Raw genomic sequence first — 23,377 nt, 5'->3', positions numbered from 1 at the left:
CCGCCTTCGGCGGCTACAAGAAGTCCGGCGTGGGTCGCGAGACCCACAAGATGGCGCTGGAGCACTATCAGCAGACCAAGAACCTGCTGGTCAGCTACGACACCAACCCGCTGGGCTTCTTCTGAGCGCTAAAAGCAGCCGTGTCATGTCAGCGGAGGCGACCCGAGGGTCGCCTCCGTTCTTTCATGGCCAGTCTGCAATAGCACTGGGCTGGTGACGTCGACTTCCCTCGGGAGTAACCGGCCTGTACCTTGGTCGATTCGACATCGCAACACAGGAACGATGGCCCCATGCTAACGAGACAGACCTTACTCCCCGGCCGGCACGTCTGGCAGTTGGCGCTGCTGATGGCCATGGCGATGCTGGTGTCGGGCTGCGGCATCAACAACATCCCGACCTACGACGAGCAGGTCAAGTCGGCGTGGTCGCAGGTCGAGAACCAGTACCAGCGCCGCGCGGACCTGGTGCCGAACCTGGTCGAGACGGTCAAGGGCTTCGCCGCTCAGGAGCAGGAGACGCTGACCGCGGTGATCGAGGCGCGCTCCAGGGCGACCTCGATCCAGGTCGATGCCTCGTCGCTGGACGATCCGCAGAAGATGCAGCAGTTCCAGCAGGCCCAGCAGCAACTGAGCGGTGCCCTGAGCCGGCTGATGGCGGTTTCCGAGCGCTACCCCGAGCTGAAGTCCAACCAGAACTTCCTGGCCCTGCAGTCGCAACTGGAAGGCACCGAGAACCGCATCGCCGTGGCGCGGCGCGACTTCATCCAGGCGGTCGAGCGCTATAACACCGAGATCCGCACCTTCCCGGGACGGCTGTGGCACAGCCTGCTCTACAGCGAGATGCCGCTGCGCGAGAACTTCGAGGCGACGACCGAAAACGCGGACCAGGCCCCGCAGGTGGAGTTCTGATGACTCATTGTCTACGCATTGTCCTGTTTGCACTGTTGCTGTCGCCGGCGCTGGGCGCCCAGGCCCAGCAACAGCCCGAGTTCCCTGAGCTGACCGGACGGGTGGTGGACCAGGCGGGATTGCTGGACGCCTCGGTCGAGCAGCAACTGAGCGAAAAGCTCAAGGCGCACGAAGACGCCACCACCGAGCAGCTGGCGGTGGTCACGGTGAACGACCTGCAGGGGCGTTCCATCGAGGAGTATGGCTATCAGTTGGGACGCCACTGGGGGATCGGCCAGGCCGAGGAGGACAACGGCGCGCTGCTGATCGTCGCTCCCAATTCCCGCGAGGTACGCATCGAGGTCGGTTATGGCCTGGAGGGCCGGCTGACCGACGCGCAATCCTCGGCGATCATCAATCAGGCCATCACCCCGGCCTTTCGCGAAGGCGATTACGCCGGCGGCATCACCCGGGGTGTGGAGGCGATGATCCAGGTGCTGGGCGGCGACCCGATGGCCGCCAGTGAAACCGCCGAAGCCCGTGGCGGCGATCCCCGCGGGCCGGCTTCGATCTTCTTCTTCATCATGCTGGCAGTCGTCATGGCGCTGGTACGCGGCGGGGGCGGCGGCAGAGGTCGCGGTGGCCGCTCGGGGCTGCTGGCCGGCGCATTGCTGGGTGGCGCCCTGGGGCGTGGCGGCTCCGGTGGTGGCTTCGGCGGAGGCGGTGGCTTCGGTGGCGGAGGCGGCGGCTTCGGCGGCGGCGGTGCTTCCGGTGGCTGGTAAGGGCCAAAAGAGCTTACCGGCGGCCAGCCCGCCGACGATTACCTCAGGATTCGGAGCAGACAAGCCATGGCACTATTGAGTGAAAGCGAGCAGCGGCAGGTAGCCGAGGCGATCAACCGGGTCGAGCGCGAAACCGACGCCGAACTGGTCACCGTGCTCGCCCCCCAGGCGGACAATTACGCCTACATCCCGCTGCTGTGGGCGGGCATCCTCGCCCTGGTGGTCCCCGGCGCGATCAATTACTTTCCCGGCTGGCTGAACGCCTACGAACTGCTGCTGACCCAGTGGGCGACGTTCATCGTGCTGGGGCTGGTCTTTCGTCTGCCGCGTATCACCACGCGGCTGATCCCGCGCTCGGTGCGCTATTGGCGGGCCGCCAACCTGGCCCGTCGGCAATTCCTCGAGCAGAAGCTGCACCACACCCATGGCGGGACGGGGATGCTGATCTTCGTCTCGGAAGCCGAACGCTACGTGGAGATCCTGGTCGACCGGGGCATTTCCAGCCGCCTGAGCGACGACACCTGGGAGTCGATCGTGGCGGCGTTTACCCGTGACGTGAAGGGCGGGCAGACCCTCAAGGGCTTTCTGGGCTGCATCGAGTCCTGCGGCGAGCATCTCAAGCAGCACGTGCCGGCGACCCACGAGCGCAACGAGCTGCCCAATCACCTGGTGATTCTCGACTAGGCCGCTTGTTGAATGTGGCGATGACGTTTAGAAGAACGGGGCGCGACTCAGTCGCGCCCCGTTCTTCTTTGCATGGCCTATTTCCGGATTGCGCGGAACCGCGCCCAGCGAGGTCTCAGACGATGTGCTGAAGCATCTTCTCCATGCTCAGGTTGTACGCTCCCGGCTGCAACACCGCCTCGATCTCCAGAGCGCCCTCGCCCCGGTTGCCGTCGTTCGCCAGGTCGATGATCGTTTCGGGAATGGTCCGCTTGTGCTCGTCGAGACTCACCAGTACCCGTGGATGAAGGCGGTCGTCGGGGTCGACCGAGAGCACCATGCCGACCATGCCGTTGCTCAGCTCTATGATCGTCCCGGGCGGGTAGATGCCGATGCACTCGATGAAGCGAATCACCAGGGCATCGTCGTAATGGTTGCCGCGTGCCTTGTAGAGAATGCGCAGGGCCTCCGAGGGCGGCCGGGCCTTGCTGTAGGGGCGGTCGCTGGTGATCGCGTCGTAGGTGTCGACGATCGCGATGATTCGGGCGATCAGGCCGATTTCCCCGCTGTGCTTGCCGTACGGGTAGCCGGTGCCATCGAGACGTTCGTGATGATCCCGGGTGGTGGTCTTGACGGCAAGCGGGATCTCGATGTCGTCGACCAGCATCCGATAGCCCTGCAGGGCGTGGGTACGGATGTGCGCGAACTCGGCGGCGGTCAACTTGCCCGGCTTGTCGAGGATCTCCCGATCGAGTTTCATCTTGCCGACGTCGTGAAGCATGCCGGCCAGGCCCAGTTCCTCGATCTGTGGGCGGTCGTAGCCCAGATGGCGGCCGAAGATCATCGCCATGACGCCGACGTTGAGACAGTGCTCGGCGGTATATTCGTTCTCGTTCTTGATCCGCGAAAGCCAGCTGAGCGCACTGGGATTGGCAAGCACCGATTCGGCGAAGCGCCCCACGGTGTCCTTGACCTGGGGGATGTTGCGATGCCAGGTCTGCTCGTCGTGCATCATGCGCCGGAACATCTCGCGTGCTTCGGTGAAGGCCGGGCTGACGCGGCGCAGCTCCTCTTCGGCGGGGCGTTCGATGGGATGAGCGCGATAGACCCGATACCTCGGATCGGCCGCGGGGCCGGGGCGCTCCAGGGGGATCGCGCGCTCGCGAAGCAGCGACTGGACTTCCGGGTTCGAGCGCCCGGGGTCGACGTAGACGCGCCGGCACAGTCGACGCAGCCGCTCCAGTTCGTCGGCCTCGCTCAGGCGCAGGCCCTCGATGAGAAACGGCGTCTCGATCCAGGGGCGATCGAGATCGCTGACATACATGCCGATCTGGAGGTGGTCGACCGAGATCGCGCACAGGTGTTCAACGGATCGCTCGGGCGCCTTGAGCTCCTGCATGGCCTGACCTCATGCTGTAATGAATCCAGTCATAGCAGAAGCGCCTATTGGGCGGTAGACGCCGTTAGGTCAAAGGGCCATCGCCGGTATCCATGCCGGCGAGTGGCTTTGTATCTGCTTTCTACACCACAATGCTGGGACAGCGCTTGGTAGAAAGAGTAACGGCGGCGATCGATAGAACTTGAGCCTGCCGCACATCGATCATGTCAGCCGTAGGGTCGTTGTCAGCCGAGAACGTCGCCCCTTCGGGCTCTTCCTAAGCGGTCCTGGCTATCATCGCGGGCGATGAGATGCGCTGGTTCGAACTGTCATCGCGGGGCTGATGCGGCGATCTTGGCGTGCCGGCTGGCGTCTCCGCCAGTTCGAAGGTCGCCATTGCATCGAGTAGATGCCGGGCGCGTTCGCGCAAGTCGTTGGCGATTGTGGCGCTACTGCCGACCAGCAAGGCATTCTGTTGGGTGTCCTGATCCATCTGGGTCACCGCATGGCTGACCTGGGTGACGCCTTCGCTCTGCTCGCTACTGGCGCTGCTGATCTCACCCATCAGGTGGGTGACGCGCTGGATCGACGCGACCACCTCGCTGGTGGTTTCACCGGCTCTGGCGACCAGTTGCGAGCCCTCTTCGGCGCGGCTCAGGTTGCCGGTGATCAGTTCGTTGATTTCCTTGGCCGCCTCGGCGCTTCGCTGGGCGAGCTGACGGACCTCACTGGCGACGACGGCAAACCCGCGGCCATGCTCGCCGGCTCGTGCCGCTTCTACCGAGGCGTTGAGTGCGAGGATATTGGTCTGAAAAGCGATTGAATCGATCACTGTGATAATTTCGGCGATTTCCTTGGAGCTACGGTTCAGGTCGCCCATGGTCTCGACCACTTGGGTCATGACCTCGCCGCCTTGCTCGGCGATGCGCGAGGCGTTACTCGCCTGTTCGTTGGCCAGCCGCGAGTTTTCGGCATTCTGTTGCACGGTGCTGCCGAGCTGCTCCATCGACGAGGCGGTTTCGGTCAGGGCGCTCGCCTGCTGTTCGGTACGCGTAGCGAGTTCATTGTTGCCTTCGGCGATCTGCTCGCTGCCGGTGGCCACTGAATTGGCCGAGGCGCGTACGTTGCTCACGGTCGCCTGGAGCTGCCCAGCCATGGTGACCAACGAGGCCATGATGCTATGACGGTCGCCTTGGCGCAGGTCGACCCGGGTCGACAGCTTGCCCTGGCCGATGGCCTCGGCAAACGCCCTGACCTCGCCCGGCTCGGCGCCCAGCTGGCGCAACAGCCAGCGGGTCAGCAGGGCTGCCACCAGTAATCCAATGGCGATGGCCACGGCACTCAGCAGAATCATGAATATTTCGAAGCCACTGGTAAGTTCGCGTGCGGCCGCTGTCTCCGTGATGTTCATGCTTTCCTGAAGGTCGATGAACTCGTTGATGGCCACCAGCCAGTCGCTGAATGCCGGCCCTGTCTCGTCGAGTAGCAGCCGCCGCGCGACTTCGATATTGCCGGCCAGGCGCTGTGCTATGACCTGCTCGGCCAATGGAAGGGCACGATCCTGGATCTGCTGGATAGCATCCAGTGCCTGCTGCTCTTCGGCGGTGATATCGTCACGTTGATTGAAAAGAGCCCGCATCTCGCTGTCGGCCTGGGCATAGTTCGCCTGGAGGCGGCTAATATCCTCGATGGCCGCGGCGACTCGGGCCTCGTCCTGCCATAGGGTAACGTCGCGCAAGGCGATCGCTCGATCGTGAACGCTGCCACGGTAGTCGATGGCGTGGCGCTGCTTGACACTGTTGACGTCGTTGATGGTGGTCAGGTGCTGATCGATACTGTTGACGCGCTGAATGCCGATGACGGTCAGAACGACAATCAGCAGCAGGACGGTGGAAAAGCCTGCGACAAGCCGAGCACGCAGGCTAAGATTATGTAATGACGGGGTTTTTGAGCTGCTCACGTCTGCGGATCCTCGGGATTTTAGTCTTTGCGCTGCCGTGCTTTCGGCAGTCATGGATTGGGAAGAACCCCCGGTAATAATTTTTATACCGTCGCTGGGTTGCTGGTTGAGACAAGGTCATGAGCGACTGCTGTGTATCCGACAGTCGCGCGAGGGATCAGGGCCTGCTGGAAACCATGGCTGCAGGCGACGTGATCAAGTTAACGGCAAGAATCGGTAGGCCTTTAACGGATCGGTTCGGTGTGCGCTGGGATCAGGTAGAGACAGAATTTTCTGGGCAGGGGGCTGCATAGATGGCGTTACTGGCCGATAATTCCATGGCGGAGCGGTTACAAGCCAAAGCGCCACGACACCAGACACAACAATAGCTGCAGGGAACGAAGACCATGCCATTCATACAGTTCAGCGCCGTTTGGCGGCGTGGTGCCGGGGCCGTGCTGGTTGCCGTGTGCATCGCGGCTATCGGCTGGAGTTCGACGGTGTCGGCCGGGACCAACCCGCGTTATGCCGGTATCGTCGTCGATGTCGCCAGTGGCGAAGTGCTCTACAACGACCGAGCCGACGAACCGCGCTACCCGGCGTCGTTGACCAAGATGATGACGCTCTATCTGCTGTTCGAAGCCATCGAGCGTGGCAGCCTGACGCTCGATGACACCCTGTCGGTGTCGGCCCATGCCGCCGCTCAGCCGCCGACCAAGTTGTGGCTCGAGGCCGGCGAGCGGTTACCGGTGGAAACGGCGATCCTGGCGCTGATCGTGCGCTCGGCCAACGACGTCGCCGCCGTCGTCGCCGAGGGGCTTGCCGGCAGCGAGCCGGCATTCGCCCGCCAGATGACCGACAAGGCGCGTGCGCTGGGCATGCGCGAAACCACCTTCCGCAATGCCTCGGGGCTACCGGACGAGGTTCAGGTCACCACCGCGCGCGACATGGCCCGGCTGGCATTGCACCTGATGCAGGATTTCCCCGGCTACTACGACTATTTCGCCAGCACGCAATTCGCCTACCGGGGCAAGATCTACCGTGGCCATAATCGCGTCCTGACGCGTTACCCCGGCGCAGACGGATTGAAGACCGGCTTCATCCGTGCTTCGGGCTTCAATATCGCCACGTCGGCGGTCCATGACGGCCGGCGCATCGTCTCGGTGGTGATGGGGGGCTTCACGGCCCAATCGCGCGACGACCATGTCATCGATCTGCTCGACCGCGGTTTCGCCCGGGCGGCGCTGATGGATCGCGGCGACTGGGTCGCCAAGACGGCGATCTTCGACAACGAGCCCGCGGTGGTCGCGCATCCGGCGCAACCGGCCGACGAGGATCCGATCGGCCAGCTGATCGCCGGTCTCGACAGGCAGGACGCGGGCACCGTCGGTTGGGCCGTGCAGGTCGGCGCCTTCAGCGATTCCAGTCAGGCGAGGGCGCTGGCAAGCCGGGCGGCCGGTTATGTGGATGCCGCCGGCGCCGCGCCGAGCGTCTCGGTGACCCCGACCGAGAATGGCCAGCCGCTGTTTCGCGCGCGGGTCATCGACCTCCAGGAAAACCAGGCCCGCCAGAGCTGCCGCAATCTGCAACAGCAGGGGATCGACTGCGTGGTGGTTGCCGGGGTCGGCGGCTGAGCCGAGTCCCGGGCGTCAGCGACGCACCTCGCCTTCTCCCTGCTTCTATCAATGCCCCGCCTCGGCGGGGCGTTTGCGTTGAAGGCCCCTTGCCAGCCATGGACGCCCGGTTTCATTCGCTGCATTGGCCGAGGTTGCGGCCAGCGTTGAATGGCGATCGTCCCGCTTTGGCGGTGGCTGCTATCATCTAGAAACCGGACTGTCATCCAAGTGTCATGTGGGCGTCACCCGGCAACGGCATCATCTCGTCTAGCAAGAAACACAAGAAGCAGCACACAACAGGAGATGAAGGTTCATGTCGATCAGTCGTCGTCGCTTCCTGCAGGGCTCGCTGGCCGCGGGGGCCGCCGCTTCGTTCCCCGGCTTCTATATCAACAAGGCACTGGCGCAGGAGCAGACCCTGCGGATCTATGCCTGGGCCGGCTATTTCAGCGATGAAATGCTCGCCGACTTTCGCGAGAAGACCGGCATCAATGCCACCTTCACGCCCTACGGCACCAACGATGAATTGATGAATTCGCTGCGCGCCACCGATGGCAGCGGCTTCGACGTGATCATGCCCACCGTCGATCGCGTGCCGGGCTACCTGGACTACAACCTCGTCCAGCCGCTCGATCAGTCGCGCATCCAGTGGCAGGGCTGCCTGGACAGCGCGCTGGAGGGTTCGGAGGTCGGTGGCGTGGTCGACGGCAAGCGCTACTTCGCGCCCAGCGACTGGGGCACCGAGGCGATCGCCTTCGACCGTCGCTATGCGGCCGTCGATCCCGACAACCTGAGCTACGGTGACCTGTGGAACCCCGACAACGGCCAGGGTGTCACGGTACGCAGTCATTCCGCGCTGGTGGGCATCGGCCTGTGGCTGCAGGGTCAGGGCAAGCTGCCGCGTCCGTTGCTCGAGTCGTACCGGAACGAAGAGGCGATGCGCGCCAACTTCGAGGTGATTCTCGAGGAGGCGGTCAAGCACAAGAACATGATCGCCCAGTTCTGGTCGACCGAGAACGAGGCCCAGGCGGCGTTCCGCACCAATGGCGCGGTGATCGGCCAGACCTGGGACAGCACCGCCTTCCGCTTGCAGGACGAGGGCATGGATATCGCCTATCGGGCACCGAAGGAGGGCGCCCTGGCGTGGATGGAAGGCTTCGTGATTCCCAGCAACGCCCAGAACGTCGATGCGGTCTACGAGCTGATCAACTGGTACTACACGCCGGAAGCCGGGGCGATGTTCGTCGAGTCGACGGGTTACAACTCCACGGCCAAGGGCGCCGAGAAGCTGCTGCCCGAGGCGTCGCGGCAGTTCTTCGAGGCCTCCTACTCCAAGCAGGATCTCGCCAACCTGTGGTGGTGGCCGATCCAGGAGCCCTGGTACGTGGCGCTGCGCAACGAATATCAGGATCGCTACCTCTCGGCCTGATTCTGGCCGACGGGCGTGCGAACGAACCGGCTGGTTAGAGCTCGTTTCCAAACCTCAGTGATGATGGGCGCCGGGGGATAAGGTGAAGCGAGGGTCCTTTGCCATGGATGGCAAAGGTAGCGCCCAGGGAAGGGTTCACAGCGCCCTCGCGAAGTCTTACCCCCGGAAAAGCCCACTTAGTCTGCCGGGTTGTGAAAGAAACTCTTAGCCCTTGGCCGGTTCGTTCGTGCAGGGCGATCATTCGGCCGCCCCGGATTTCGACAATAACCGACAAGAAGAGCGCCTATGGACGGTAGCGTCACGCTGGACCGGATAGTCATGCGTTTCGGCGATTTCACGGCCATCGAGCCGACTCGGCTGACGATCGAGTCCGGCGAGTTCTTCAGTTTTCTCGGCCCCTCGGGATGCGGCAAGACGACCCTGCTCAATATCGTCAGCGGCTTTCTGTCGCCGAGCGAGGGGCAGGTATATATCGGCGGCGAGCCGATGGTCGGCGTGCCGGTCAACCGGCGACCCACGGCGATGATCTTTCAGAACCTGGCGCTGTTCCCGCTGATGAGCGTCTACCAGAACATCGAGTTCGGGCTCGAGGTGCGGGGTATGGAAAAACGCGCGCGGCGGCAGCGCTCGGACGAACTGCTCGAGCTGGTGGCGCTTTCCGGCAGCGGCGACAAGCCGATCTCGGCGTTGTCGGGGGGCCAGAAGCAGCGCGTGGCGATCGCCCGGGCACTGGCGGTGGAGCCGCGGGTGCTGCTGCTCGACGAGCCGCTATCGGCGCTCGACCTGAAGCTGCGCCAGCACATGCGCAACGAGCTCAAGGCGATCCAGCGCAAGACCGGCATCACCTTCATCTACATCACCCATGACCAGGGCGAGGCCTTGGCCATGTCGGATCGGGTCGCGGTGATGTCGGCGGGGCGCATCCAGCAGGTGGCCGATCCCGAGACGCTCTATCACCGACCCGGGACGGGATTCGTGGCGGCCTTCGTGGGCGAGAACAATCGCCTGCCGGGAATCGTCGTCGAGGTGACCGAGACACTGGTCACGCTCGAGGTGGCGGGCCTCGGGCGGCTGACCGGACGCGCCGGGCAGGCCGCGCTGGCCGTCGGCCAGCGCGCGGCGTTGTACGTGCGCCCCGAGCAGCTCTTGCTGCTCGACGAGACGGCAGCGGGGACGGCTGCACCGGCGACACTGGAGGCCGAGGTGGAGTCGGTCAACTTCGAAGGCGCCTGGCGCATGCTCGAGGCGCGACTCAGTGCGACCGGCGAGCGGCTGCGGATCCTGCTGGGGCAGGGTGGCGATTCCCGGCAATCGCTGGCCCCCGGTGCGCACGGGCGCTTCGGCTACGATCCGCAGCAGGCGATCGTGCTGGCCGACGACGACTCGCCGCGACTCGACGCCGAGACCGGCGAAGTGGTGTCCGGACAGCCGCGGGAGCGCTCCCATGCTGCGTCAGCTTAGGGCACGCTTCGGCGGCCCGGTGGCCATGGCCATCGTCGGCCTGCTGTGTATCTGGCTGATCGCCATGGTGGTGCTGCCGCAGCTGCAGATGATCGACTACTCGCTGCGCCCCAATCTGCTGCCGGCCGAGCAGGGCGGGCCCCGGGATCACTGGAGCCTGACCAACTACGCCACGCTGTTCGACAACCGGATTCACCTGGCGATCTTCTTCAAGACCCTGTGGTCGAGCGTGCTGGTGACGGTACTGACGCTGCTGGTCAGCTACCCCATCGCCTATTATCTGGCCAAGATCGCCACTCCGGGGCAGGCGGCGCTGTGCCTGCTGCTGCTGATCATCCCGTTCTGGATCAACGAGATCCTGCGCACCTTCTCGTGGTTCATCATCCTGGCATTCCGTGGTCCGCTCAACGAGCTGCTGCTGACGCTGGGGCTGATCGAGCGGCCGGTGCGCTTCCTCAATGGCGATGCCGGCGTGCTGGTGGGGATGGTCTACGCCTACATCCTGTTCATGATCTTCCCGCTGTACAACGCCATCGAGAGCCTCGACGGCAACCAGGTGCGTGCCGCCCGCGACCTGGGCGCCGGTACCCTTCGTACCCATTGGCGCATCGTCATTCCCCATGCCAAGCCGGGCATCGCCACCGGCTGCATCATGACCTTCATGCTCGCCGCGGGCAGCTATGCGGTGCCGGCGCTGCTGGGCTCGCCGGGTAGCCGCTGGTTCACCCAGATCATCTACAACTGGTTCTTCGAGGGCGGCGACTGGAACCAGGGCGCGGCCTATGCCTTCCTGCTGCTGGTGCTGTGCATCGGCTTCATGTCGCTGGTGATGCGGCTTTTCAAGGTGGGGCTGGCCGACATTGCGAAATAACCACAAGAGAGTCGCCCGATGAGTGCGCAACGTTTTCTCGACTGGGGGCTGCGGCTGTATATCGGCGTGTTCTTCGTCTATCTGTTCCTGCCGTTGGTGATCATGGGGGCGGCGACCTTCAACGACAGCCGCTTCCCGACCATCACGCCCTGGCGCGGCGCGACGCTCAAGTGGTTCGCCGAGCTGGCAGGCGACGCCGGCATGTGGGCGGCATTGGGCAACAGCCTGCTGGTGGCCATCGGCGTGCTGTGCCTGGCGGTGCCGATCGGCGTCGCCTGCGCGCTGTTCCTGACCACGGTGGAAAGTCGCGCCAAGCCCTTCGTCTACGGCCTGATCCTGTCGCCGTTGCTGACCCCGGGGGTGATCATCGGCATCTCGACGCTGATCTTCTGGCGCCAGTTCGGCGTTGCCGGCGGTACGCTGCTCACGGTTCTGGGCCAGACCACCTTCATCTCGGCCTATGTGATGCTGATGGTCATGGCGCGCCTGCAGCGCTTCGACCGGACCCTGGAGCGTGCGGCCCTGGATCTGGGCGCTTCGCCCTGGCAGGCGTTTCGTCGGGTACTGCTGCCGTTTCTCAAGCCGGCGATCCTGTCGGCGGCGGTGATCGCCTTCCTGCAATCCTTCGAGAACTACAACACCTCGCTGTTCGTGGTCGGCTACGACACCACCCTGACGGTGTATATCGCCTCCAAGGTGCGCACCGGACTGACGCCTGCAGTCAATGCGCTGGGCCTGATCCTGATCCTGATCACCGTGGCGTTGGCGGTGGGCTACGAAATCAAGCGACGGCGCGAGGCCCGCATGCGCCCGCCGCTCGCATGAGGCAGGCTCGAGACAGGCAAACGGCGACTCCCTGGAGTCGCCGTCGTGTTACTGCAGGGCTGTGCGGCCGAGGCCGCCGGGCTCAGGCCGGCTCGGCCTGGGGCTGTTTGGCCTCGATCGCGGCACGCACGCCCTTGCCGTAATCGGGATGAACCCGATCGAAGAGCGCCAGTTGGCGATCGACGATGAATGACGGAACTCCCGCCATGTGATCGGCGATGTTGCCGAACAAGCGCTGACGCTGACCTTCGTCGAACAGCAGGAACAGCGCTCTGGGCTGGCTGAAGTCGTCGTTGCCGAGGCGATGATCGTGGCGATCGGCATCGCCCTCCAGCGGCAGCGGCGGTTCGAGCACGTCCGGGCGCTCCTGTGGGCCACCGAACGAGTTGGGCTCGTAGTAGGCGTCCGGCTGCGGATTGTTGGCGAAGAAGCGCATCGGACCATCCTTGTGATAGTGATGCACCGGACTGCGCGGCTGGTTGACCGGCAGTGCCTCGTAGTGGGTCCCCAGACGATAGCGATGGGCGTCGGCATAGGAGAAGACCCGCGCCTGGAGCATCTTGTCCGGTGAGAAGCCGATCCCGGGGACCGTGTTCGAGGGGCTGAACGCGGCCTGTTCGATCTCGGCGAAATAGTTGTCCGGGTTGCGGTTGAGTTCGAGCGTGCCGACATCGATCAGCGGGAAGTCGCCATGTGGCCAGACCTTGGTCAGGTCGAACGGGTTGAAGGCGGTCTGCCTGGCTTGGTCCTCGGTCATCACCTGGATACACACGCGCCAGCGGGGGTAGTCACCCTTTTCGATCGAAGTAAAGAGGTCTTCCTGGGTGGTCTCGCGGTTCTTGCCAACGATCCCTTCGGCCTCGGCATTGGTATAATGGCGATGGCCCTGCTGGGTCTTGAAGTGGAACTTGACCCACACGCGCTGATTGTCGTCGTTGATCAACGAATAGGTATGCGACCCGTAGCCATTGATGTGGCGGACGTCGGTCGGCAGGCCGCGATCGGACATCAGCATGGTGACCTGATGCAGCGATTCCGGCGACAGCGACCAGAAGTCCCAGGCGGCCGTGGCCGAGCGCATGTTGGTACGGGGGTGGCGTTTCTGGGTGTGAATGAAGTCGGGAAACTTGTAGGGATCGCGGATGAAGAATACCGGTGTATTGTTGCCGACCAGGTCCCAGTTGCCCTCCTCGGTATAGAACTTCAACGCGAAGCCGCGCACGTCGCGTTCCGCGTCGGCCGCGCCCTGTTCCCCGGCGACGGTCGAGAAACGCGCCAGCATCGGCGTCTGGGTGCCGAGCGTGAAGACCCTGGCCTTGGTGTAGCGGGAAATGTCATGGGTGACGGTCAGCGTGCCGTAGGCGCCCCAGCCCTTGGCATGTACGGTACGCTCGGGGATGCGCTCACGGTTCTGGTGGGCCAGCTTCTCGATGAGCTGGTAGTCCTGCATCAGCAAGGGCCCCCGCGGCCCCGCTGACTGGCTGTTCTGATTGTCACCGATCGGGGCGCCGGCCGATGTAGTTAGCGTTTTCCGGTCGCTCATGGCAAACCGTCTCCTCTGCAAACTGGGTATCCGATTACCTGCGTTTACAGAATACTGAACGCCATATTGAACGATAAATCGGCTTTCGCTATGCCAACGATAGGCAAGTCTGGCACTCTGCATTTACTTGAGTTAACGCACCGATCATGAGGGCCGGGTTGAAAGGGCGGAAACGTGAACCAGTGAAGCGCGTGCTGCGGTCATTCGGCGCGGGTATCAAGTCGATGCACATGCGATTGCTGCTCGGGCTGGCGCTGGGCTGGATCGCGATCGTGTGCGTATTGCTGGTTGCTGCCTGGTTTTCCGGCCAGCGCCAGATCCGCGAGGTCAACGACAACCACCTGAAATACGAAGCGAGGCTCATCGCCGAGCAGGTCGACCAGGAGCTATCGCTGCGGCTCGACGCCCTGCAACGGCTCGGCGATACGCTCGACCCGGTCATGGCGGACGACCCTGCCTATGCACGTGCCAAGCTGGCGCAGAACGATGTGCTGCTGGAGCTGTTCGATGCGTTGATGGTGGCGGACGGCAATGGGCACGTGGTATCACGCTGGCCCGAGCCGCAGACTCCGCGCCGCGTCGATATCTCGGATCGCATGTATTTCCAGTTCATCAGCTCCGTGGAGCGCCCCTACATCAGCGAGCCGTTCGTCGGCCACTTCAGTCATACGCCCCTGATCATGCTGGGGACGCCGCTCAAGGACTCCGATGGGCAGTTCGTCGGCATGCTCGGGGGCGTCATCAATGTCCTGAAAGGCAGCCTGTTCGATCGCTTGCGGCATATTCGCATCGGCAGCGAAGGCTATGCCAGCATTATCACCGCTTCCGGACGGGTCCTGGTGCATCCGCAAAGCAACTGGATACTGAAGTCGGCCCCCTCGGCCGAACAGAATCCGTGGCTGGATCTGGCGCTTTCCGGCTGGGAAGGCACCGCGTTGGGGCCAATCGCCGACGGCAGCATGGCGTTGCAGGCCTATGAGCAGGTGTGGCCGGCGAACTGGGTGGTCGGCGTCTTTCTGCCGAGTGATCAGGCCTATGCGCCACTGGAGTGGTTCGTCCGGCATCTATGGCTGGTGGGGAGCGTCACGGTGCTGGTGATGCTGGCTTTGCTCTGGTGGTTGCTTCATCAGGCGCTCAGGCCGTTGCATCGTCTGGAGCGCCAGATCGAGGCCGTGGGCCAGGGGTATCGCGATTTCGTCGATGTGAATACCCGCGCGCTGGAGATACAGCGGGTCGCCGATACCTTCAATCGCATGGCGAGCAGCCGGCGCGAGACCGAAACGCGGCTGCACGATCGGCAGGCGTTCCTCGATGCCGTGCTGGCGTCGTCTCCGGTGGGGATGTTCGTCTACAATCTCGATGGCGAGATTCGCTACGTCAACCCGGCCATGATCGAGCTGACCGGTTACAGCCTGGATCAGTTTCGCGACAAAGGGCATGCCGAGCGCGCCCACCCCGACGACCGCGACGATGTCGCCGATCTATGGCGCTCGAGTCTGATGTCGGGGCGCGACTTCCAGCGCCAGTACCGCTACCTCAAGGCCAATGGTGAAGTGATCTGGGTCGAAGTCCACGCAAGCCTGGTGCGGCTGGAAACCGGACTTCCGCTGGGCTTCGTGGGCACGCTCAAGGACATCACCGAACATCAGCAGGTCGCGGCATTGCAGCGTTGGGAAGCCGAACATGATCCGCTGACCGGACTGCTCAATCGGCGCGGTTTCGAACGCCGGCTTGAAGAGGCCCTGGCGGACTGGGTCAAGGGCCGCGTTCCGGCGGCGCTGATTCTCTTCGATCTGGATCACTTCAAGCCGATCAACGACGAGGGCGGGCATGCCCTGGGCGACGAGATGCTCAAGATGATCGCCGACACGATCGGTACCAGGGTGCGCAAGAGCGACTTCCTGGCCCGTTATGGCGGCGATGAGTTCGCCGTGCTGATGCCCGGGTGTGGCCTGGAACAGGCGCGTCAGACGGCAGAGGCCCTGCGCCGGGCAGTCGAGACGCTCAGCGTCTCGCACGATGGCGCGACCTATCGTGTCACCCTCAGCCTGGGCGTCACGGACCTGCGCAGCGGCGACAGCAACAGCGATCACCCCATGCGGCGTGCCGACCGGGCGAGCTACCTCGCCAAGGAAGGGGGTCGCAACCGCATCGTGGTGACCGATGACTGACAGCAGCGCGCCGGGGCTGAATGAAGCGCCCTCGGCCCAGCGTTTTACGTCTCACTACTGCAGGGCTTTGCTGATATAGCGTCTGCCCTGAATCATCTGGCGAATGGCGCCGGGCAACTCATCGGGGTCGCCCTTGAGGACATAGCCTTGAGCGCCCGCCGCCATGGCCTGCTCGGCATAGTGCCGCTCGCCATGGCCGGACAGGATGGCGCACGGCAGCCCGGGATGGCGGGCTTTCACCGACGCGACCAGGTCGAGCCCGCTGACCCCGGGCAGCGACAGGTCGATCAGCATGAGATCCGGCGAGGCCTGAGCGATCTCCTCCAGTGCCGCTTCCGCGGAACTGGCGGTGGCGCAGACCTCCAGATCCGCTTCCTGCGAAATGAACACGTGGAGCATTTTCTGCATGATGGCATGGTCTTCGACGATGAAGACCCGTGCCGCGTTCTCTTTGTTCATGGTCAATCCTTTGAAGAAACGGCGCTACTTCCCAATGGCGCCGAGGCGCCCGGCTATTGCGAAGCCGTTTCCGCCGCTGCGTGACGTGTCGGCATCGTCACCAGTATAGAAGTACCCGCGCCGGGTGCCGTATCGATCTCCATGTAACCACCGAGCAGGCGCAGCCGTTCGCGTATGCTGAACAGCCCGAACCCGGGGTGCTCATCCTGCTCCACTTCCATGACCGCGAGGTCGAAGCCGTGCCCCGAGTCGCTGACGCGGATGCGGATCTGCTCCTCCGTCTGGTCGAGTCCGATTCGGGCATGGTCCACGTCGGCGTGCTTCTTGACGTTGAACAGCAGCTCCCGGACGACCTGGAAGAGCAGGACGCGCATGTCTTCATCGGGTATCTCGGGCGGCCGATGGGTCTCCACGTCCACGTCGAGATCGTGCAATTGCTTCATCTGCCGCTTCAGCCACCCGAGCGCCTCGACGAGCCCCTCCTTCTTGAGAATGGGCGGGCTTAGGTCCACGGTCAGCTGACGCGTCGTCTCGATGGCCTGCACCACCCATGACTGGGTCCCCGCGAGGAGTTCCTGCACGTTCTCGTCACCCGATGCCTTGAGCTTGTCCTGAGCCATGCGCAGCCGCATCTGCAGGCCATAGAGCAGTTGCTGCAGGTCGTCATGCAATACCTGGGAGACGCGCCGACGCTCCTCCTGCTCGGCCATGGTCAGTCTCGACGCCAGATCGCGTACCTGCTGCGTACGCTCCTGAACGCGTGCCTCGAGGGTCTCGTTGATCTCCTTGAGCGCCTGCTCGGCGAGTTTCTGCTCGTTGATATCGGTATTCATGCCGACCCAGCCATGGATCGTGCCGTCGGGGTCGCGCAAGGCGCCTGCCCTGACCTCGGTCCAGCGATAGCCTCCGCTGGGTGCATGGTAGAGCCGGAATTCGGCATGAAAGGGCGTGCTCGTCTCGATTGCCTGCTGCCATTGCGCCTTGGCACTCGGGCGATCGCTGGGTTCGACGGCGCTGGCCCAGCCCCAGCCCTTGAACTGATCGAAGCTCTGTCCGGTGTAGGCGCGCCAGGAGGGCGAATCCTCGAAGATGCGGCCCCTGGCATCGGTGGTCCAGATGATCTGGGCCGAGGTGGCGACGAGCACGCGGAAGCGTTCTTCACCGGCGCGTAGCTCCTCTTCGAAGCGCTTGCGCTCGGTGATGTCGATGAAGGTGATCACCACGCCGTCGATACGATCGTCGACGTTGCGGTAGGGGCGTACGCGGGTCAGATACCAGCGATCTTCGTGGTCCTTGACCTCATGCTCGACGGGGGTGAGCTGGTCGAGTACCGCCTGGGCGTCGTCGGTCAGGCCGTCGTAGCCCAGGCGATGGGTCAGGTCCGAAAGCGGCCGGCCGCGGTCGGCGGTGCGAATATTGAACAGCGCACCGACCTGGGGGGTGAAACGCAGGATACGCAGCTCGCGGTCGAGGAAGATCGTGGCGATGTCGGTGGCCGTCAGCAGGTTCTGCAGATCGCTGGAGAGCTGGCTGAGTTCCTCGACCTTGTGGCGGTTTTCCTGATTGACCGTGGCGAGCTCCTCGTTCATCGACTGCAGCTCCTCCTTGGAGGTCTCGAGCTCCTCCATCGTCGAGCGCAGCTCCTCGTTGGCCGACTGCAGTTCCTCGTTGGCCGCCTTCATCTCTTCCTGACCGGTCTCGTACTCCTCGATCACCGCTTGCAGGCGCTGCTTGTTGAGATCGAGCTCCGCCTCGAGTTCCTGCGACGAGGCCTCGTGCTGGGCATCGCTGGTGTTCGTGGCCGTGCTGCGAGTCTCCGTGCGTTCCTCGAAGATCACCAGAATCAGTCCCTGGTCCTCGCACTCCTCGGCGGGGCGTACGTGCATGATGACGTTGCGTTGCTCGCCCTCCAGGCGCACCGCGATCGGCTTCGAGCGGACCGATTGGCCATCCTTCTCGGCTGCCACCAGGGCGGCGCGCAGATCGAGGCGCAGCTCCTCGCGCAGGAGCTTGAAGACGGACGAGGTCGGCTCCCCGCCGGGATGGGTCAGAAAGCGCCCGGCATGCTCCGAGAAATGCACGATCTTGTGATCGGCATTGACCAGGATGCTCGGCGGCGCATAGCGCTCGACCATCTTCTGATGCAGCGAACCATATGTCTGCGGCGCGCGTGGATTCGTTTCCGTGGGTTTCTCCTCCGCGGGGCGGCGGGACTGGGTCAGTGGAAACACCGGCAGGTGCAGGCCATGGGTGGGTACGTTGCGCTTGCGGTACAGGCACAACGGCTTGTTTTCGGTATGGAACAGGTCGGAGCGATCGGCCGTTTCCGAAGTGCCCAGCAGGAGGTAGCTGTCGGCATTCAACGCATAATGAAAGACCTCGATCACATCCTGCTGCACGTCGCGTTGCAGGTAGATAAGCACATTGCGACAGGCGACCAGGTCTAGCCTGGAAAACGGCGGGTCGCCGAGCAGATTGTGCGGGGCGAAGACCACCAGCTCGCGGACTTCCCGGCGAATCCGGAACCCCCCGTTCTCCTTGACGAAAAAACGGCCTAGGCGCTCGGCGGAGACGTCGATCTCGATCGCCCCCGAGTACAGCCCATCGCGCGCGGTCTTCAACGAGTGGTCGTGAAGGTCGGAGGCAAAGACTTGCAACTGGGGCGGATTCGCGTGGTGCGATGCCGCCTCCAGCAGCAGCATGGCCAGTGAATAGGCTTCCTCGCCGGTCGCGCAGCCCACCGACCAGATGCGGATCTGATCCTCGGGGCCCTTGTCGGCGAACAGCTGCGGAATGACGTCTTTCTCCAGCGTCTCGAAGACTTCGCGGTCGCGGAAGAAGTTGGTCACGGTGATCAGGAATTCGTCGGCCAGCGCGTGGGTTTCCTCGGGCTGTTCGCGCAATAGCGCGAGGTACTGACCGAGATCCTCGATATGATGGAGCTGCATGCGGCGCTGAATGCGGCGCATCACGGTGGAACGCTTGTAGCGGGTGAAGTCGCGCCCGCTGCGCGCGCGGACCTGGGCGAAAATCTTCTGCTGGATCGAGCGCTGGGTCTCATCCAGTTCCACGCCCTCCGTGGGCACCACGACCCTGGGGCGGGTCGTGGCGTAGCGAATGATCTCGTCGGCGATCTGTGCCAGCGGAAGAACCCGGTCGATGAGCCGGGTGGAGAGCGCACTCTGCGGCATGCCGTCGAATTCCGCCTCGCGGGGATCCTGGATCACCGTCATGCCGCCGTGCGCCTTGATCTCCTTGATGCCCAGCGTACCGTCCGAGCCCGTGCCGGTGAGGATCACCCCCACCGAATCGCCATCGAAGGTGTTGGCGAGCGTGCGGAAGAAATGGTCGATGGGCGCTCGCTCGCGGCGCCTGTCTTCGAGTTGCGAGAGCCGCAGGTGCGTGTCGACGGTATTGAGGTTGCACCCCGGCGGGATCACGTAGACACGATCCTGCTGCAGTGGCACGGTTTCCGTGACCTGCTGGACAGGCAGCTTGGAGTAGGGCTGCAGCAGGTCGGCCAGATGGCTTTCGTGCTCCGGCGACAGGTGCATGACGACGACGAAGGCCAGCCCCGAGTCTTCGGTGACGTTCGAAAAGAACTGCTTGAGCGCCGCGAGGCCGCCGGCCGAGGCGCCGATGCCCACGACGGTCGTCGGCCTGCGGCTGTCCGTCATGCGCCCCGTGTCGTGCTGACGCTCTTCGCTCATGGCTTCATCCTCGCTCATCGCCCCACGCTGGCTTCCCTGCTCGAGGCCCCGACACATGGTGCCGGGGCGATCTGGAGCAATCCGGTCCGTCACTATAACGTGGCACAAGCCCTGCGTCGCAAACCGGCGTGTGTTGACCCGAGTGGTGAGTGCCGGCCCTGGAGCGCATGGCCTGGCTGAGCCATTGCGAACGAAAAAAGCGCCGTCAGGCGCTTTCGAACTTCTTTCACGAATCGCTGGCCATGCCCGCCATGGCAAGGGGGCCCGGCTTTGCCTTGCCACCGGCGCCTGAATTGCCGGGCGTGTGGAAATGTGTTCCTGGCGGAACTACTTGACCCCGGCGCTGGGCAGGTAGTCGTTCAGTTTTCCGATGCGGTAGATGTCATGCATGTAGCCATCGAATTTTGACAGGACATGCGTAAAGAGGATCAGTGCATAAATGATAACCATCAAATTGAAACTGCTGTTGGCCCAGGAAAGAGAATCGATCGTCACCTCGTAGGCCATGGTGTAAACGCCCAGGCCGCCGAGGAATAGCACCGCAAGCGAGTTGACGATGATGACCGTGAGAAGCGTCCCCCTTATGTCCTTCGCCGGAGGGGCGGTTTTCCAGAAGGGCAGATGACGTATCCTTATTTCGCCATTGACGAGCACATGGTGCTTGCGGCGCAACAGCGCTTCCGCATTGTACTGGGCCTTTTCAGTGGAAAAGGCAGCCAGTATCACTCTGGGGTCGAGACCGCGTCCGTAAATGGCACCCGCCGCCTGCAGGAAATCGGAGGAACTACCCGTCGCCGCCTGTTCCCGCGCCTTGAGGGCCAGGCCTTTTAGATCCTCCCTCATTGCATACGTCTTGTTGTCTTCCTCTTCGATGCTTTGGCTCTGGTTGCAATAGATGTCGTACAGTTGATAGATGGATACTGCAACCCCGGCGTAAATCAGAAACAGAATCAAGAATTCCAGCATATCCAGTCACCTTTGAATTAATGCACCAACGCCCAGAGAAGCCACGCCATCAACGTAAGGCCCTGATGGTGCTCCGCTGCATCGTCCAGATCAACCGAGAATGCACTGGATGCGCTGTTTTACCGCACTTGTTTTTTCAAGGGACCCGCCGGAGCTTTAGAGCACCAGATTGAGTTCGAGGACGTGGCGGATTCGCTCGCCATCCCAGTCATAGCCCAGATGGCGGCCCTGCCGGGTGGCGGACATTACCGGCGGGCGCAGCACCGCCGCGCATTCGCCATCAGGATCCCTCACGCTGGGGTAGACGATGCCATCCGAGTGAGCGTCCCGGGCTTGCCGGCCAAACGCCTGCCCAGCCCTCCAATCGTCGGGGGACAGCAGGGGGGTGGCATCCGGGGTACTTCGCAGGTCGTGAAGATCGCCGGCAAGATCGGACAGGTAAACGCGCTGTTGCAGCTGCATGGGCGGCTCGCTGGAGTCGTGCATGAATCGCTCGGCGTGATAGCGCGTCTCGGCAATGGCCGTAGCCTCGCTCAAGGCGCAGTAGTAGACCCCGAAGGTGCCATCACTGAAGCGCGAACCCTGGCCGTTGAAATGGCAGAAAGCCGCCATGACGGGTGTCCAGCCGGGACCGTAGCGGCGATCCTCTTCCCTGACCATGTGGATGGCCCCGGCCTCTTCGCGCAGCCGGGCGGAGGTCTCACCCTCGAGCTGGTTGAGAAGATCCCGGTCGTTGGGTGAAGCCACACGCTCGAACAGGTCAATGGGCGGAAACCGGGAGGGCACGACCCGATAGCTGGGCCGCCACTGTACGGGTGAAAGCGCGAATGTCATGCGTGGCCGCCGCCCCGGGCGGCATCGAGATACTGGCGCACCACATAGAGGTCGGATACCAGCCCGCTGCGCAGCCGCTCCAGAGGCGCTTGCCCGGAGAACAAGGGGTTGCGGTTCGGCCGTCGCAGCCAACTGTCCGCCGCATCGCTACGCGGCAACAGAATCTGCAACGCCTTGTAGATCCCCAGTATCAGGGACATGCGTTCCAACTGGTTCACATCCAGGGCAGCCTTGTCCGGGTCCTTTTGCCAGCGGCGGTAGGTGGAACCGGGGACGCCGAGGAGCAGGGCGGCTTCCTGCTCCTTCAACTGCCAGTCTCTGGCGATGTTGGGGTAGGAGCGCATGGCAGCGGCGCTCATGTTCTGACGCTGCTCATGTGACATTTTGGCGATAGCCATAGTGCCTCTCCGTCCAGATGGCGATTCACTGTCATTATCCGCCATTTGGTGAATCCTGTCATTTCCCGACTGACCCCTTTCGCTCGCCAGGGGCCCCATTGCAGGGCGGTGACACACGCCCGCAAGAGTCCGTCGTGATGCCAGCATTCATGCGGCTCGGGCAGGTGTGCATGCCTCGCCCGGAAGCGGCTGATTTTTCCAAGCTGGGCTACGAGTCACGAGAATATGAGCGCAACACTGGCAGTGTTGCGCTCATTCCAGCCGAGATGCGGGGCTGCCGCCTCGCGGTGTCAGCTGAACCGATCGGCGATGGAGAGAGAGGCCCATCAGGATTCTATTTTTTAATATAAGCTGTTGTTTTTTAAAAAATAAATATTTGGCATGGAGGTCGATTATACCAATCGATATACCATGAACCCTTAATTAGCTACTCATGGGGCTACCCGAATTGTGACAGCGCAGGGGGGCTGGCCGCTTACGGCCAGGAGCAGACGTTAAGCCAGAGTAGATATAACGCTTGGGCTCAGCGGCCGATTTGGAGGCGAAGTGCGCCGGAAAAGCGGTCCGCTGCAGCCCCTGGTTATTTTCAAAGTACGATCATATCAGCCACTTGGTATCCCTGGTTCGTCACCTCAAAGATTTCGCCCTTATGACCACGCTCAATAAGCAAACTTTCCTCAACCAACTCTTGAATGGCCGCTTCCCATCTGGCCACTTCTCGACGGTCTTTGGACTGAATTAGATTTTTTCCATTGGTCTGAACGTCTGTACCCCCGATGTATCTCAGGTACATGACATTTCCATGGGGATCTGAACTGGCCTCTTTGAGTAAGACTCTCGCTTCATCTGACAACTCGGGAAGCCCACGCGAAGATTCGACAGGAACAGATGTATGTTGTCCCGATGCCTCTAGAAACATTGGGTGTTCATTGAGCTTGAGCTGGAGATGCCGGTAAAACTTTTGACGAAAATCTGAGTGGCTATCATAGCCCTCATATAATCCGCGTTTTTGGCAGGATCCTTTGAAACGCTTGAGATGCTGAAATTGTTCTAAATCTACCGAATCCATTGCGACAGGCTGACTCGAAAAGTAAAGCATTGCGGGTTTGCCTGTTCCGATGTGCCGCTCGATCTCTTCAACGGTTCCACTCGCATATTCAGAAGTTTCAGTTCCAATTCTGGTCCAGAAAACCCCAACCAAAAGATCACATTTGTCTAGAACTTGATTATTAATTATCTCTTGCGGAGAGGAGCCCATTTCAGGAGATGAGTGCGATTCCCAGCCTAAAGGTAGAAGTACGATGTCTCTTGTCATTGAATGGACCGCATTCCATTCGTAAATCACATCTCTGACAATTGAGCGCTCTGACGCAACATCCCCAGGTGAGGCAATCATCACATTGTAAACTCTTGCGTCATAGCTCATTTTCTATCCTCACTCCTTG

At 62.6% G+C, this 23,377-nt stretch carries 19 protein-coding genes; 10 read left to right on the top strand and 9 right to left on the bottom strand.

Features of this window, described 5'->3' with window-relative positions; genetic code table 11:
• From HR9077_RS02230 to HR9077_RS02215, 4 genes are all read left to right on the top strand, one after another.
• Positions 1 to 125: aldehyde dehydrogenase family protein (locus HR9077_RS02230; protein ID WP_136063872.1), on the top strand; the 125-nt coding region annotated here is incomplete at its 5' end.
• Positions 126 to 290: 165 nt separating this feature from the next.
• Positions 291 to 908: a LemA family protein gene (locus HR9077_RS02225; protein ID WP_136064683.1), complete on the top strand. Its 618-nt coding sequence runs from the start codon at positions 291 to 293 to the stop codon at positions 906 to 908.
• A complete protein-coding gene (locus tag HR9077_RS02220) occupies positions 908 to 1,669 on the top strand; it encodes a TPM domain-containing protein (RefSeq protein ID WP_136064681.1) in 762 nt (253 codons plus the stop codon). Before HR9077_RS02225 ends, HR9077_RS02220 begins: the two co-directional genes overlap by 1 nt.
• Before the next feature lie 66 nt (positions 1,670 to 1,735).
• Positions 1,736 to 2,353, top strand: coding sequence for a TPM domain-containing protein (locus HR9077_RS02215; RefSeq protein WP_136064679.1), 618 nt, complete (start codon positions 1,736 to 1,738; stop codon positions 2,351 to 2,353).
• A 115-nt stretch (positions 2,354 to 2,468) separates the two neighbouring features.
• Here the strand turns inward: HR9077_RS02215 and HR9077_RS02210 are convergent, their stop codons facing one another.
• Positions 2,469 to 3,731 carry an HD-GYP domain-containing protein gene (locus HR9077_RS02210; protein WP_136064677.1) on the bottom strand — a complete coding sequence of 421 codons (1,263 nt, stop codon included), beginning with the start codon at positions 3,729 to 3,731 and terminating at the stop codon, positions 2,469 to 2,471.
• Between the two features lie 256 nt (positions 3,732 to 3,987).
• On the bottom strand, positions 3,988 to 5,670 hold the full coding sequence (locus tag HR9077_RS02205) for a methyl-accepting chemotaxis protein (RefSeq protein WP_244612987.1): 1,683 nt from the start codon (positions 5,668 to 5,670) through the stop codon (positions 3,988 to 3,990).
• Between the two features lie 386 nt (positions 5,671 to 6,056).
• Between HR9077_RS02205 and HR9077_RS02200 the strand changes: the two genes are divergently transcribed.
• The 5 genes from HR9077_RS02200 (at position 6,057) to HR9077_RS02180 (ending at position 11,851) form a co-directional block, all read left to right on the top strand.
• Entirely contained in the window at positions 6,057 to 7,283 is a 1,227-nt protein-coding gene (locus tag HR9077_RS02200; protein WP_136064673.1) for a D-alanyl-D-alanine carboxypeptidase, read from the top strand.
• Between the two features lie 295 nt (positions 7,284 to 7,578).
• Positions 7,579 to 8,694, top strand: coding sequence for an extracellular solute-binding protein (locus tag HR9077_RS02195; RefSeq protein WP_136064670.1), 1,116 nt, complete (start codon positions 7,579 to 7,581; stop codon positions 8,692 to 8,694).
• Between the two features lie 285 nt (positions 8,695 to 8,979).
• A complete protein-coding gene (locus tag HR9077_RS02190; RefSeq protein WP_136064668.1) occupies positions 8,980 to 10,155 on the top strand; it encodes an ABC transporter ATP-binding protein in 1,176 nt (391 codons plus the stop codon).
• The gene (locus tag HR9077_RS02185; protein ID WP_210725834.1) at positions 10,139 to 11,026 is read left to right on the top strand and encodes an ABC transporter permease; all 888 of its coding nucleotides are present in this window, start codon (positions 10,139 to 10,141) and stop codon (positions 11,024 to 11,026) included. Before HR9077_RS02190 ends, HR9077_RS02185 begins: the two co-directional genes overlap by 17 nt.
• 18 nt (positions 11,027 to 11,044) lie before the next feature.
• The gene (locus HR9077_RS02180; RefSeq protein ID WP_136064666.1) at positions 11,045 to 11,851 is read left to right on the top strand and encodes an ABC transporter permease; all 807 of its coding nucleotides are present in this window, start codon (positions 11,045 to 11,047) and stop codon (positions 11,849 to 11,851) included.
• Positions 11,852 to 11,933: 82 nt separating this feature from the next.
• On the opposite strand, the gene HR9077_RS02175 is transcribed toward HR9077_RS02180, so the two are convergent.
• Entirely contained in the window at positions 11,934 to 13,394 is a 1,461-nt protein-coding gene (locus HR9077_RS02175; protein WP_136064664.1) for a catalase, read from the bottom strand.
• Between the two features lie 182 nt (positions 13,395 to 13,576).
• Between HR9077_RS02175 and HR9077_RS02170 the strand changes: the two genes are divergently transcribed.
• A complete protein-coding gene (locus tag HR9077_RS02170; RefSeq protein WP_244612986.1) occupies positions 13,577 to 15,565 on the top strand; it encodes a sensor domain-containing diguanylate cyclase in 1,989 nt (662 codons plus the stop codon).
• Between the two features lie 54 nt (positions 15,566 to 15,619).
• Here the strand turns inward: HR9077_RS02170 and HR9077_RS02165 are convergent, their stop codons facing one another.
• The 6 genes from HR9077_RS02165 to HR9077_RS02140 form a co-directional block, all read right to left on the bottom strand.
• Positions 15,620 to 16,024: a response regulator gene (locus HR9077_RS02165; RefSeq protein WP_136064660.1), complete on the bottom strand. Its 405-nt coding sequence runs from the start codon at positions 16,022 to 16,024 to the stop codon at positions 15,620 to 15,622.
• A gap of 53 nt (positions 16,025 to 16,077) precedes the next feature.
• Positions 16,078 to 19,734, bottom strand: coding sequence for a chemotaxis protein CheB (locus HR9077_RS02160; protein WP_168380878.1), 3,657 nt, complete (start codon positions 19,732 to 19,734; stop codon positions 16,078 to 16,080).
• Between the two features lie 327 nt (positions 19,735 to 20,061).
• Complete coding sequence (locus HR9077_RS02155; RefSeq protein ID WP_136064656.1) at positions 20,062 to 20,700, bottom strand: hypothetical protein; 639 nt, start codon at positions 20,698 to 20,700, stop codon at positions 20,062 to 20,064.
• 156 nt (positions 20,701 to 20,856) lie between these two features.
• A complete protein-coding gene (locus HR9077_RS02150) occupies positions 20,857 to 21,534 on the bottom strand; it encodes an RES family NAD+ phosphorylase (protein ID WP_136064654.1) in 678 nt (225 codons plus the stop codon).
• Positions 21,531 to 21,932: an MbcA/ParS/Xre antitoxin family protein gene (locus HR9077_RS02145; RefSeq protein WP_136064652.1), complete on the bottom strand. Its 402-nt coding sequence runs from the start codon at positions 21,930 to 21,932 to the stop codon at positions 21,531 to 21,533. Before HR9077_RS02145 ends, HR9077_RS02150 begins: the two co-directional genes overlap by 4 nt.
• A 586-nt stretch (positions 21,933 to 22,518) precedes the next feature.
• A complete protein-coding gene (locus tag HR9077_RS02140; protein WP_136064650.1) occupies positions 22,519 to 23,358 on the bottom strand; it encodes a DUF4062 domain-containing protein in 840 nt (279 codons plus the stop codon).
• Positions 23,359 to 23,377 lie beyond the last annotated feature (19 nt).

The organism is Modicisalibacter radicis (assembly GCF_900961225.1).
Taxonomy (GTDB): domain Bacteria; phylum Pseudomonadota; class Gammaproteobacteria; order Pseudomonadales; family Halomonadaceae; genus Modicisalibacter.
Note: the sequence above shows the minus strand (reverse complement) of the source record. Positions and strands in the feature narration are given on the sequence as shown.